At 69.2% G+C, this 11,332-nt stretch carries 14 protein-coding genes; 9 read left to right on the plus strand and 5 right to left on the minus strand.

All coding sequences use genetic code 11. From position 1 onward, the window contains the following. The 7 genes from M0R80_28525 to M0R80_28555 form a co-directional block, all read left to right on the plus strand. Positions 1-220 (plus strand): 3-phosphoserine/phosphohydroxythreonine transaminase (locus tag M0R80_28525; protein MCK9463584.1); only part of this gene is annotated, 220 nt, incomplete at its 5' end. Positions 221-343: 123 nt separating this feature from the next. Further along, positions 344-775: a hypothetical protein gene (locus tag M0R80_28530; GenBank protein MCK9463585.1), complete on the plus strand. Its 432-nt coding sequence runs from the start codon at positions 344-346 to the stop codon at positions 773-775. A gap of 45 nt (positions 776-820) precedes the next feature. Further along, positions 821-1,486, plus strand: coding sequence for a hypothetical protein (locus M0R80_28535; GenBank protein ID MCK9463586.1), 666 nt, complete (start codon positions 821-823; stop codon positions 1,484-1,486). Between the two features lie 38 nt (positions 1,487-1,524). Beyond that, positions 1,525-2,016: a thiol peroxidase gene (tpx, locus tag M0R80_28540; GenBank protein MCK9463587.1), complete on the plus strand. Its 492-nt coding sequence runs from the start codon at positions 1,525-1,527 to the stop codon at positions 2,014-2,016. A 105-nt stretch (positions 2,017-2,121) separates the two neighbouring features. Beyond that, a complete protein-coding gene (locus tag M0R80_28545) occupies positions 2,122-3,234 on the plus strand; it encodes a hypothetical protein (protein MCK9463588.1) in 1,113 nt (370 codons plus the stop codon). A gap of 18 nt (positions 3,235-3,252) precedes the next feature. After that, positions 3,253-3,687 (plus strand): hypothetical protein, encoded by a 435-nt coding sequence (locus M0R80_28550; protein MCK9463589.1) that lies wholly within the window; start codon positions 3,253-3,255, stop codon positions 3,685-3,687. Beyond that, complete coding sequence (locus M0R80_28555) at positions 3,684-4,499, plus strand: hypothetical protein (GenBank protein ID MCK9463590.1); 816 nt, start codon at positions 3,684-3,686, stop codon at positions 4,497-4,499. The genes M0R80_28550 and M0R80_28555 overlap by 4 nt, the downstream gene beginning before the upstream one ends. 8 nt (positions 4,500-4,507) lie before the next feature. On the opposite strand, the gene M0R80_28560 is transcribed toward M0R80_28555, so the two are convergent. The 3 genes from M0R80_28560 to M0R80_28570 all read right to left on the minus strand — a co-directional run bounded on the left by M0R80_28560 (position 4,508) and on the right by M0R80_28570 (position 7,607). Continuing rightward, entirely contained in the window at positions 4,508-5,767 is a 1,260-nt protein-coding gene (locus M0R80_28560) for a hypothetical protein (GenBank protein ID MCK9463591.1), read from the minus strand. 73 nt (positions 5,768-5,840) lie between these two features. After that, on the minus strand, positions 5,841-7,181 hold the full coding sequence (locus M0R80_28565) for an NADP-dependent malic enzyme (GenBank protein MCK9463592.1): 1,341 nt from the start codon (positions 7,179-7,181) through the stop codon (positions 5,841-5,843). A 132-nt stretch (positions 7,182-7,313) separates the two neighbouring features. Beyond that, positions 7,314-7,607 carry a hypothetical protein gene (locus tag M0R80_28570; GenBank protein MCK9463593.1) on the minus strand — a complete coding sequence of 98 codons (294 nt, stop codon included), beginning with the start codon at positions 7,605-7,607 and terminating at the stop codon, positions 7,314-7,316. A 121-nt stretch (positions 7,608-7,728) separates the two neighbouring features. Here M0R80_28570 and M0R80_28575 point away from each other — a divergent pair, with 121 nt between their 5' ends. Beyond that, entirely contained in the window at positions 7,729-9,240 is a 1,512-nt protein-coding gene (locus M0R80_28575; protein ID MCK9463594.1) for a VanW family protein, read from the plus strand. A 2-nt stretch (positions 9,241-9,242) separates the two neighbouring features. Here M0R80_28575 and M0R80_28580 read toward each other — a convergent pair whose 3' ends face one another. Then, positions 9,243-10,061 (minus strand): hypothetical protein, encoded by an 819-nt coding sequence (locus M0R80_28580; protein MCK9463595.1) that lies wholly within the window; start codon positions 10,059-10,061, stop codon positions 9,243-9,245. A gap of 126 nt (positions 10,062-10,187) precedes the next feature. Between M0R80_28580 and M0R80_28585 the strand changes: the two genes are divergently transcribed. Further along, positions 10,188-10,418 (plus strand): hypothetical protein, encoded by a 231-nt coding sequence (locus M0R80_28585; GenBank protein ID MCK9463596.1) that lies wholly within the window; start codon positions 10,188-10,190, stop codon positions 10,416-10,418. Here M0R80_28585 and M0R80_28590 read toward each other — a convergent pair. Then, positions 10,402-11,332, minus strand: a 931-nt coding sequence (locus tag M0R80_28590; GenBank protein ID MCK9463597.1) for an NAD(P)H-hydrate dehydratase, incomplete at its 5' end; no start/stop codon positions are given. The two genes, M0R80_28585 and M0R80_28590, sit on opposite strands and share 17 nt — an antisense overlap.

An 11,332-nucleotide genomic window follows, 5' to 3' on the forward strand; every position in this document is an offset into this window, starting at 1 on the left:
TCAAGAGGCCTCGCGCTCGCGCATGAACGTCGTCTGGCGGCTCCCGACCGAGGACCTCGAGAAGAAGTTCCTCGACGAGGCCGGCAAGAAGGGCTTCTCGGGGCTCAAGGGCCACCGCTCGGTCGGCGGCTGCCGCGCGTCGATGTACAACGCCATGCCGGTCGAGGGCGCGACCCAGCTCGCCGCCTTCATGGCCGACTTCAAGAAGGCGAACGCGTAGAGCTTTTCCTTCCCCTGCCGTCCACTTCGTCCATTCCGTCCATTGAGTCCATTCCGCCCCGATCTTCCCGCGCGGGATCCGCGCGGGCTGGAGGAAGGCGCCGCGCCGATCTAGACTGCGGGCATGGCACTATCACCAACGAACACGCCGTTGGCGGCCGCGATGGTATTGTTGCTCGCTGCGTGCGGCGCGGCCCCCGCGCCGAAAACGATGGCGGATGCGGTCAAGTCGCCGCCGGCGGCCTCCGCCGAAAGCGCCGACTGCAAGGCCGAGCGGCTCGCGATCATGGACGCCATCGAGCAGTCGCAGGCGAAGCCGTGCGCTGCGGATGCGGAGTGCGCCACCGCGACGAACCCCGGCTCGTTCGTGAAGGAGTTCGACGTGGTGGTGAACGCCGCGGATCGCGAGGCCATCGACGCCCGCTCGCGCGCCCACCTCGACCGCTGCGGCGCCTTCCACTACTACGAACCGACAAACGCGATCCGCGTCGTCGAGGCGGCCTGCCGGGACGGCCGCTGCGCGGAAGAGGAGACGGTGCTCCACGTTGATGAGTGACGCGAGCATCGATCGCCGCGCCCGAAGCTGGTATATTCCCGCGTCATGACCGAATCGAACGAGCTCCCGGCCCCGACCTGCGGCGACTGCAAGGCGTTCTACAAGGAGGCCAAGGACGAGACGGGGAGCGTGCGCGGCCTGTGCATGAAGCGCCCGGAGCTTGGCGAGCTGCCGGCGAGCCTGCCGTACTGCCACGTGTTCACCGTGCGCGACTCGCGGGTGGGGAAGGTGCGCCCGGTCGACAAGGGCAAGCCGGACCCGCGGCGGGCGAGGCGCGGGGGCGAGGATCCGGTCGACCGGGAGGAGCGGCGGCGGGCGACGCTCGGCGCGCCTGTCGAGGGCGACACGGGAGGGGAGATCACGATGGACCGAGACGGGCTGAAGCAGGTGCTGCGGGAGTTGCTCGAGGAGGAGACGCTCTACGGGTACCCGGAGATGGGGAGCCGTTGGCAGGGCGGGGCGCTCGTGATCAAGCCCGAGAACCCCGAGAACCAGCCGAAGGAGATCCCGATCGAGACCTTCTTCCACAAGATCGTGATGCTCCGGGATCGCCTGCGCGTGCTCGAGGCCAAGGTCAACGGTCACGAGAAGCTGAGCGAGGCGGACAAGGTCGAGCTGCAGGGCTACATCACGAAGTGCTACGGCTCGCTGACGACCTTCAACGTCCTGTTCAAGAACCGCGACGACCAGTTCACCTCCAAAGGCGAGTAGGGGCGGACCGACGTGTCCGCCCGGGAAAGGAGATACGCATGGCTCGAATCACGCTCAAGGGGAACCCGTTCGACACCAGCGGCGAGCTCCCGAAAAAGGGGACGATCGCGCCGGAGTTCACGCTCGTCGGGCTGGATCTCGCACCCTCGCACCTCTCGCAGTTCTCCGGGAAGAAGGTGCTCAACGTCTTCCCGAGCCTGGACACGCCGGTGTGCGCACTCTCGGTGCGGGCGTTCAACGAGCGCGCGGCCGGCAAGCCTGGCGTTACCGTTCTCAACGTCTCGGCCGATCTGCCGTTCGCGCAGAAGCGGTTCTGCGGCGCCGAGGGGATCGAGCGCGCCGTGACGCTGTCGTGCTTCCGCTCGACCTTCGCCAGGGACTACGGGCTCGAGATCGCGAACGGCCCGCTCCAGGGGCTCTGCTCCCGCGCCGTGATCGCGCTCGACGAGGAGAACCGCGTCGTCTACACTGAGCAGGTCCCGGAGATCGCGCAGGAGCCGGACTACGACGCCGCCCTCGCCGTGCTGTAGAAATCCGCTGGTTGTCGAAGGGCATCCTTGGGCCGTTACTTCCGGCCCGAAGTCGGGTAATAATCGCCGCTCAACACCGTCTCAAGGACGAAGAAAGGGGGCATCATGGGCTTCTTCAAGAAACTGTTCGGCGGGGACGAGGCCGAGGATCCGCGAGCGGCGGCCGAGGCGCTGCGCAAGAAGGCGCTGCAGGGGACGGGGGACGTGGAGGGCGAGGAGGACATCAGCGTCCACGGCGAGAGCGACGACGCCAAGATCATCAAGAAGACGCCGGGCGCGGATCTCGTCGAGGAGGACGGCGAGACCCAGTGGGTCGATCGCGTCGACACCGACGTGCCGCGCGCGTCGTGGAAGGACGTGTGGGGTCCGCTCGCGAAGCTCCCGCAGGAGAAGCGTCTCGAGGAGTTCTGCATGCACCAGCGCGTGTTCGACACGGCGCGCCAGGGCGATCCGCTCGAGGGCGAGACGAAGCTCCTGGGCTTCGGCTACGAGTGCGTGGGTCAGTTCTTCTACGTGAACGCCACGATCCTGAAGCACTTCGCGACGCCCCAGGGGCCGAACGTCGGCGACGCGATCATCGACAGCCAGCAGTACATGAACGCCGTGATGCGCGCCGACGCCCGGATCCGCGACGCGGAATCGGCGCAGGTCGCCGCGGCGAACCCCGAGCTGCTCGCGCCGGTGGAGGGCGTCACGGTCGAGCTGTACGCGGAGATCTCGGCGCGGCTGGCCCAGGGGATGAAGCAGCCGGAGCTCATGCAGCTGCTCGCGCAGCACAAGCTGGACTTCCCGACCTGGGAGCGCGCGTCGAAGACCTGGAACGACCGGATGTCCAAGGACACGACGTTCACGATCACGCAGATCTACAGCAAGGCGTTCATGGGCTCGGGGCAGGGACAGTTCGGCGCGGCGGCGCAGGCCGCGAGCGCCACCAACTGGAACGGCAGCGCGGCGGGGGGCGCCGAGCCGATGCCGTTCGACAAGGTCTGCGAGATCCAGGGCGCCATGAGCGCGTGGTCGAAGAGCGGCAAGGACGTCAACGCGCTGCTCAAGAAGCACTTCAACATGGTCGCCGCCGACTGGTCCGCCGCGAGCACCTGGTGGATGACGCAGCTGATGGCCGACATCCCGCGGTTCGACGTCTACAACAAGAAGTGCGAGCAGTACGAGAAGAAGTACGGCGAGTCGCTCGGCAGCGACGACGACATCAAGTTCTAGAAGCGGGCGCGGTGGAAAATGGCCAGGGACATCGACGAGGTCGAGGCGGCGTTCGTTCGTGAGATCGCGGCGGTTCGAGCCGAGGCCGGTCCGGCCGAGGTGGGGGCGCGCGTGAACGCCCTCGTCCTCGCCGCGGCGAAGGAGCTCGACGGGCTCGCCGCGACCGTGCCCGCCGCGCGGCTCAACGACGCGTGGGATCGGCTCTCCAAGACGGCGCTCGACGCCAAGCAGGCGGAGGGCAAGCCGCGCAAGCCCTCCAGGCTCGGCAACCTGTTCGCCAACGCGACCGCCAACGTCGAGGACTCGCCCTTCAAGGACGTGAAGTGGGAGCGGCGGTTCCTGGTGCTGTGCACGAGCTGCGGCGCGCCCCAGCAGACGCCGCGCGACTTCAAGTGCGCGTACTGCGGCGGCGACGTGTTCCGCCGCCCCGAGGAGGATGGGGGATTCAGATGAACTCCACGCAGAAGGGCCTCTGGGAGAGGTGGCAGGGGTTCCTGTCCAAGATCGAGGAGCGGAAGAACGAGATCCTCGCCGAGGCCGAGGAGGGGCTCGCGGAGCTCATCGGTGCCTACCCCGACGATCCGATGCCGCTCGGCAACGCGCTCCAGGGGCTCAGGTTCCGCTTCGAGGAGCTGAAGAAGAAGGTCGACGACACCTGGGAGCAGGCGGTCGAGCCGAAGTTCGAGGAGGCCGACGCGGGCGGCTTCCTCGACGCCGGGCTCGATTCGAAGCAGGACTACCTCCTCGGCATCGACGAGGCCTGGGCTGCCTTCGAGGCGCGCATGAACGGCGTGTTCTACAAGCGGCTGCGCCCGCGGGCCGAGGCGCTGCTCGGCAAGGCCGTGGAGTGCATGTACTGCCGCGCCGAGCTCGACATCCCCGTCCCCCACGAGTCCGTCTCCCTGACGTGCCCGTTCTGCCACGCGGTCAACCAGATCATGCCCGAGACCGCGGTGGCGATCTTCTTCGCGGGCGCGCCGGACGCGATCGCGGCCGAGGCCGCACTGCCGCTGCGGTACGAGATCGAGCGGTTCCGGATCGGGGTCGATCGAAGGCGGCGCGCGTCCGGTTGGGCGAACGAGCCGGTCGAGAGCCTCGACAGGTGGGAGGCGATGGAGCGCGCGTACTGGGAGAGGTACGCCGCGGTGAAGGGCGAGGCCGCCGGGCTCCCGCCCGACGCAGAGCTCGTCGCGAGCCGGATGGAGTGGTTCCGCAAGTACACCCTCATGACGAACCAGGCGTGGCGCAAGGCGAAGGGGCTCTGACGTAGGGGTTACAAGATCAATCGCAACAACGACTCCGTGACGCCGCCGCCCGCCGCCGAGCAGTTGCACCCATCGGCCGAGCCGTCGAGCTCGATCTCGGTGCCGCCGTCGCTCTCGCAGAGGCCGCCGTCCGGCCATTCGAGCGGGGCGCCCGTGTAGTCGACCAGCCGGTCGCGCAGCGTCGCGGCGGTCCCGCCGGCCGCAGACGAGTCCGGGGGCTCGGCGCCGAGATCGCCGCTGGCGCGGAACAGATCCGGATCGCCCGCGCCGGTGAAGTCCTGGTGCTCGAACAGGAAGCCCGCGACGCCCGCCTCTGCGAAGCGCTCGACCGTCGAGAGATCGTCCGCATCGCCGAGCAGGTGCCAGTCGACGGTCCCGATCGGCAGCTGCCACAGGAGGATCGGCACGCCCGCGGCCGCCGTCACCTCGTCGAACCACGCGAGGTTCGTCTCGAGCGCCGCGTCATCCCAGGGCTCCCACCACGCGGCCTCGTCCGGCTCGAGGTGCGGGTGCTCGCCCACGAGGACGTCCCACTCGCCCATGCCGCCGTAGAAACCGGTCACCACCTCCGGGAACTGGCCGACGCGGAAGTTCGACGCGTGCCACCCGAGGCGGACCGACGGCGCGTGCAGGTCGCGCAGGGCGAGGAGCGCGTGGCCGAGGCCGCTCGCGTTGTCCGCGAACGCGCCGAGATCCGGGTGTCCGGAGCCGGCGACCTGGACGTCGATCGACGTCGCGTCGGCGTTCCCCTCGACCCCCATGGCCCACATCATGAAGCCGAACGAGTCCGGCTCGACGTGGAGGAGCGACGGCGGATCGAGCGCCGCGAGCGTCTCGAGCACGAAGACGAAGTTGTCGAAGTACGTGCGCATGAGCGCGGGATCCGCGAGCACCTGCCGCACGATCTCGGCCTCCGTATCCCCGGTCACGCCCGCGTCCTGGCCGAGGATGAGGAGCTGGTAGAACGTGAACACCGGCAGCGCGCCGACCGAGGTCGCGACCGCGTGCTTCTCGCCGATGAACCACTCGTAGTCGTCGAGCGCGGCCGGATCAGGCGGCACGAGGTAGAGGTACACGAAGCCCCACTCGACGCCGTGCGTGTCGTGCGCCTCGACGAGCCAGTCGCCGGCGACCGAGAAGCTCGAGATCCCGAACGGGACGGTGTTCCCGAGATCGTCGCAGATGTCGAACGCCGGGTCGGCGGAAGCGGACAGCGGCGAGGCGAGCGCCGCGAGGAGGAGGAGCGAAGGGATGCCACGGAGTTTCATTCGACGAGACTAGCGCAAACCGCCGCCGTCGTCTCTTTCGTCTCTTCGGTCCCTTCCGTCCCTTCTCCCCCGCTCAGTCCGGCAGCTTTACGAACCCCTTCTCCTGGCGCATGTCCATCTCGGCGCGGGCGCGCCGGATCATCGTCTCGGCCTTCTCGAACGCCTGGCCCGGCGTGAGCTTGAGCTGCGCGACGCCCTGCTCGATCGCCTTCTGGCCGACGGCGACCGCCTCGCGCGGGAATACGACCCAGTCGTCCATGGTCGGCAGCAGGCGGTCCTCGCGCATGCCCATGTCCTCGGCGACCTTCGCGAGCTCGCGTGCGGCGGCGATGCACATCTCGTCCGTGATCGTCGTGGCCATGACGTCGAGCGTGCCGCGGAAGATCCCGGGGAAGCCGAGCGAGTTGTTCACCTGGTTGTCGAAGTCCGAGCGGCCCGTCGCCACGATGCGCGCGCCGGCTTCCTTCGCGTCCCACGGCCAGATCTCCGGAATCGGGTTTGCGCACGTGAAGACGATGGCGTCCTTGTTCATCGACTTGATCCACGCCGGCTTGATGGTGTCCGGGCCGGGCTTCGAAAGCGCGATCATCACGTCCACGCCCTCGAACGTCTCCGCCGGTCCGCCGGTCCGCTGCTCGCCGTTCGTGATCTGGACGATCTCCCATTTGTACTTGTCGCTCTTCAGGTCCGTTCGGCCCTTGTGCATGATGCCGACCGTGTCGCACATGAAGGTGAGCGACGGATCCACACCCGCCTTGGCGAGCATGATCGCGATCCGCTGGTTCGCCGCGCCCACGCCGAGCATGCCGATCTTCACCTTGCCGATCGGCTTTCCGACGATCTTCACCGCGTTGATGAGGCCGGCGAGCGTCACCGCGGCCGTGCCCTGCTGATCGTCGTGCCACACCGGGATGCGCGCCTCCTTGCGCAGCGTGTCGAGCACCTCGAAGCACTTCGGCTTCTCGATGTCCTCGGGGTTGATCCCGCCGAACGTGGGCTGGATCGCCTTCACGAAGTCGATGATCTGCTGCGGCTCGTGGGCCTCGATGCACAGCGGCACCGCGTCGACGCCGCCGAGGTACTTGAAGAGGATCGCCTTGCCCTCCATCACCGGGAGGCCGGCCTCAGGGCCGATGTTGCCGAGCCCGAGGACGCGCGTGCCGTCGGACACGACCGCGATCAGGTTCCCTTTTGCCGTGTGCTCGAAGACCAGCGCGGGGTCCTTCTGGATCGCCTTGCACGACGCGGCGACGCCGGGCGTGTACCAGATGGCGAAGTCGTTCAGTTCGCGGATGCAGCACTTGGGAACGACCTCGATCTTGCCCTTGTAGAAGGGGTGGAGCCGCATCGCCTCGGCTGCCGGGCGCTCGGCTTTCGCAATCAGTTCTTCCTTGGTCATTTTCGTCTTAGGCATGGAGGGTTCCTTTCGGGTTGGGCGCAGTGAGTGTATGTCCCACGACGATCCCTGCACAAGCCCATCCCGCCGTTCGCCCGCAGGGTCTATGACCTACGTCACAAGCGGTGCTTCGCGATCATGAGGCGGAGGTCATGGTTTTGCACGGTCGAGGTACGCTTCCGGGCTCGCCGCGAACGCCCGGGCGTGATCCTCGAGCAGGAAGTAGTAGGTCTTCCCCCCGTGGACCCGCGTCGCGACCGACTCCCTCCCGTTGAACTCGAGGCCGCACACCGGGCACGCGACCTGCGCGTCCGGGAGCGCGCCGCGATCGGGCGCCGAGCCCTCCGCCGCCTGCGGGGTCACGGGTGTCGCCCCGTCACCGCACCCGCGGCACGCCGGCAGCGCGAGCGTCAGGGCGAGGATGAAGAGGACGGCGCGCGTCATGTCGACACCTCCTCGGTGAGGATACCTCGGCTCGCCGAAAAGGTCGCGCTCCCTCGTCGTCGCCGGTTCTTGACAAGGAACGGAGCCGACCGGTACGCCCGTGGCAGGCATGTGGTTGCGCATGAAGAGACTGATCCGCCGCTTCTTCGGGCCGTGGGCCGCGTTCGAGGGGCTCGCGGCGAAGCCGTGGTACCCGCGGTTCCACGATGTCGTGTTCGTCGCCCTGATCGTCGCGTTCGGCGCCGGGGCCGGCCTCGTGATCGTCGAACCGTGGAAGGGATCCGCGCGGCCGCTCGACGAGATCCGCGTCGGCGGCGTCGCGCTCGCTCCCGGCGACCCGCGGCCCGAGGCGCTCGTCCGGGCCGCGCGCGCGAGGCTCCAGGCCGAGGTGACCCTCGCCGGCCCGGGCGTGGAGAGCACGACGACCTGGGCCGCGCTCGGCGCCGAGGTGGACCTCGACTCGTTGAGCCGCATCCTCGTGGACGGGGCGCGCGCCGGGAGCCCGCTCGTCCGCTACAACCGCGCCGAGGCGAAGACCCCGGGCGTCGCCTCCGTGGAGCTCCCCGTCTCCCTGGTCTCCGGGGCGGCGGTGGAGTCGCTCGTCGCGATCAAGGAGATGATCGACCGCAAGCCGAGGAACGCGCGGTTCGACTTCTCGAAGGGGCGCGTGGTGGAGGAGGAGGGCGGCCGGGCCCTCGACGTCTACACCACGCTCGACAGGCTCGATCGCGCGCTCGCAGACGGCGCCTCTCGCGTCGAGATGGCCGTGACCGAGGTCGGGGCCGCGGTCTTGCGCGGCGATCTCGAGGGGATCGAGGTCGGCGAGGTCGCGGGGTTCTACGAGACGCCGTACTCGCGCCAGCTCAAGGATCAGGACCGGACGCACAACGTCCGGCTCGGCGCGTCGCTGCTCGACGGCCAGGTGCTCCTGCCGGGCAAGATCTTCTCGTTCAACGACGCCGTGGGCGATAGGATCGAGGCGCGCGGCTTCCGGTTCGCGCCGGTGATCGCCGGCGGCGCGCTCGTCGAGGGGATGGGCGGGGGGACGTGCCAGGTGGCGTCGACGCTGCACGCCGCGGCGTTCTTCGGCGGGCTCGTGATCGAGGAGCGGCAGCCGCACTCGCGGCCGAGCTCGTACATCAAGATGGGGCTCGACGCCACGGTCGTGTACCCCTCCGTCGATCTCAAGCTGCGCAACCCGTTCGCGTTCCCGGTCGTCATCCACTACACGGTCGAGAGCGGCGTCGCGCGCGTGGAGCTCCGCGCGGTGGAGCGGCCGTTCACGGTCACGCTGCTGCGCAAGGTGATAGGCACCGTGCCGTTCCAGACGCGGACGATCGACGATCCGCACCTCGCGCGGGGGCGGGAGGTCACGACCCAGCTCGGCGTGCCGGGCTACACCGTGCGGCGCTACAAGATCATCGAGCGGGACAAGGTCGCGTACAGGTTCCCGTCGGTCGACACCTACCCGCCCACCCTGCAGTTCGTGCACCGGGGCACGGGCGATCCCGCGGCGGTCAAGGACGACCCCGAGGCGCCGAAGCAGGATCCGCACAACCCGTACCGCGCGAGCGACTCGCTGCGCATGGTGCAGGGCCAGAACGGGCTCTGGTACGAGTCATCGCACGACTGAGCTCAGAACCCGGTGAGCTCCGGGATCATCTCGCACAGCATCCTTCCGGATTCTCCGACCATCTGCAGGCTCTGCCCGAGCCCTTTGACGATGAGGTCGAGGTGGAGGACGGTCTTGGGGTTCATGATCGAAGAGGGCGCGGCGGTGATCAGCTGCTGCCCCGCCGCGATCAACTCCTGCACGGTGGTGACGGTGCTCCGCGCGGCCCGGGCGATGGTCGTCGCGACGGTCGCGAGGTTGCGCAGCTTGTAGTCGACCTGCGCGCCGGCGGGGGAGAGCTGGGTCGAGAGCGCCGCGTCCACGGCCGACTTCACAGGTCCCGTCGGGAGCTGGGACTGGCCCGCCCGCGCGGCCGCGAGGGTCCGCAGGTTGAAGATCGTCTGCTTGGTCTGGTACATGAGCGCGTACAGCTCGGCCGACCGCTGGAAGAACAGGTCATACGACGGCACCCCGATCCGCACGTACTTGAAGCTCACCGGCCGCTCGGCAGACCTCCCTGCGTTGAGGAAGTTCACGGAGGGGTCGTTCTCGAACTGCGCGAGCGACGGTTCGATGTCCGCGAGCCTCACCTCGCCGGGGGGCGGCGCCTCGACGAGCCTCTCGACGAGCAGCTCCGTCGTCTGCGCCATCGCGCCGCCGAGCTCCCGCATGGCCCCGGGCAGCTCCTCGAGGCTGTCGAACTTCACCTGCTTGTCGACGAGCGTCTCGCCGTTGTAGCTCGCCTTCACGAACCCGGTGCCCTGGACCTTGAACAGGCTGCAACCGGGCGCGAGGACGAGGATGAGCAGAGTCGCGAGCGCGAACGTGACCCTCGATTTCATGAGGGCCGCCGCCGAGGCGGAGCGGACGCCTTCCGCGCCTTGCCATGCAGCGCGGCGAGTCGACGCCGCGCGATCTCCGCAAGCCGCTTCTCGTCGACATCGGGTGTGTTCTTCATACTGGCGAGTATGCCGAAAAACGTTTGGTGCGTCACGGTCTGCCGTGGCGAGATCGCGACGGCGATCGCGGTGCGTGGATTGGCGTTGGATCTGGCGCCGGGGTTGATCGAGCAGGAGCCGTCGAAGGAGCCGCCGACGAGCGAGGAGCTGGCTCTGACCGCCGAGAGGGAGAAATTGATCCGGCTCGTCGAGGCCGCGCCGGAACTGCTGCCGCTCAAGGAAACTAAACCAGCGAAGTGATTGCCTTCGGGATCGCGTCGATGAGATCGGAGCAGACGAGGCCCGCCTCGCCGCCGATCTCCTCGGCCGCGAGGTCGCCCGCGAGGCCGTGGAGGTAGGTGCCGAGCTTCGCCGCGTCGAGCGCCGGGAGCCCCTGCGCGAGCAGGCCGCCGACGATGCCGGTGAGCGCGTCGCCCATGCCGCCCGACGCCATGCCCGGGTTGCCGGTCGGGTTGACGAACGCCGCGCCGCCCGCGTCCGCGACCACGGAGCGCGCGCCCTTCAGGATCACGACCGCGGCGTACTTCTTCGCCGCCCTGCGCGCCGCGCCGATGCGATCCTCCTGCACGTCCGCGTTCGCGACGCCGAGCAGCCGCGCCATCTCGCCCGGGTGCGGGGTGAGCACGAGCGGCGCCCCGCCGGGTTTGAAGCCTTCGGGCGCGGCGGCGAGCGCGTTCAGGCCGTCCGCGTCGACGACCGCGGGCAGGGCGAGCGTGCCGACGAGGTGCAGCACGGCCTCGGTCGCGCCCGTTCCCGTGGAGAGGCCGGGGCCGATCGCGACCGCGGTCTTCCCGGCGAGCAGCGCGTCAAGCCTCCGCCTCTCGCCCTCCGAGAGCGCGGCGTCGGCCGACGCCATCGCCGTCTCGACCATCGCCTCGACGCACTGCTCCTCGACCGCGGCCCGCGCGTCGCCGGCCGTCGCGATCGTGACGAGCCCCGTGCCCGCGCGCATCGCGGCGCGGCCGCACATGACCGCCGCGCCCGCCTTGCCCGCCGATCCCGCGATCGCGAGCAGGTGGCCGAACGTTCCCTTGTGCGCGGAGGGATCGCGGCGGGGCACGAGCGCCCACAGCGACTCCGGCCCGAGCAGCGCGCCGTCGGTTCCGGCCTCCTGCGACACGCAGGCGGGCACGCCGAGCGGCACGACGTGGACC

The organism is Pseudomonadota bacterium (assembly GCA_023229365.1).
Taxonomy (GTDB): domain Bacteria; phylum Myxococcota_A; class Polyangia; order JAAYKL01; family JAAYKL01; genus JALNZK01.

Coding starts and splice junctions, on each gene's coding strand:
- M0R80_28530 (MCK9463585.1), top strand. CDS start 344: ATGGCACTATCACCAACGAACACGCCGTTGGCGGCCGCGATGGTATTG.
- M0R80_28535 (MCK9463586.1), top strand. CDS start 821: ATGACCGAATCGAACGAGCTCCCGGCCCCGACCTGCGGCGACTGCAAG.
- tpx (MCK9463587.1), top strand. CDS start 1,525: ATGGCTCGAATCACGCTCAAGGGGAACCCGTTCGACACCAGCGGCGAG.
- M0R80_28545 (MCK9463588.1), top strand. CDS start 2,122: ATGGGCTTCTTCAAGAAACTGTTCGGCGGGGACGAGGCCGAGGATCCG.
- M0R80_28550 (MCK9463589.1), top strand. CDS start 3,253: ATGGCCAGGGACATCGACGAGGTCGAGGCGGCGTTCGTTCGTGAGATC.
- M0R80_28555 (MCK9463590.1), top strand. CDS start 3,684: ATGAACTCCACGCAGAAGGGCCTCTGGGAGAGGTGGCAGGGGTTCCTG.
- M0R80_28560 (MCK9463591.1), bottom strand. CDS start 5,767: ATGAAACTCCGTGGCATCCCTTCGCTCCTCCTCCTCGCGGCGCTCGCC.
- M0R80_28565 (MCK9463592.1), bottom strand. CDS start 7,181: ATGCCTAAGACGAAAATGACCAAGGAAGAACTGATTGCGAAAGCCGAG.
- M0R80_28570 (MCK9463593.1), bottom strand. CDS start 7,607: ATGACGCGCGCCGTCCTCTTCATCCTCGCCCTGACGCTCGCGCTGCCG.
- M0R80_28575 (MCK9463594.1), top strand. CDS start 7,729: ATGAAGAGACTGATCCGCCGCTTCTTCGGGCCGTGGGCCGCGTTCGAG.
- M0R80_28580 (MCK9463595.1), bottom strand. CDS start 10,061: ATGAAATCGAGGGTCACGTTCGCGCTCGCGACTCTGCTCATCCTCGTC.
- M0R80_28585 (MCK9463596.1), top strand. CDS start 10,188: ATGCCGAAAAACGTTTGGTGCGTCACGGTCTGCCGTGGCGAGATCGCG.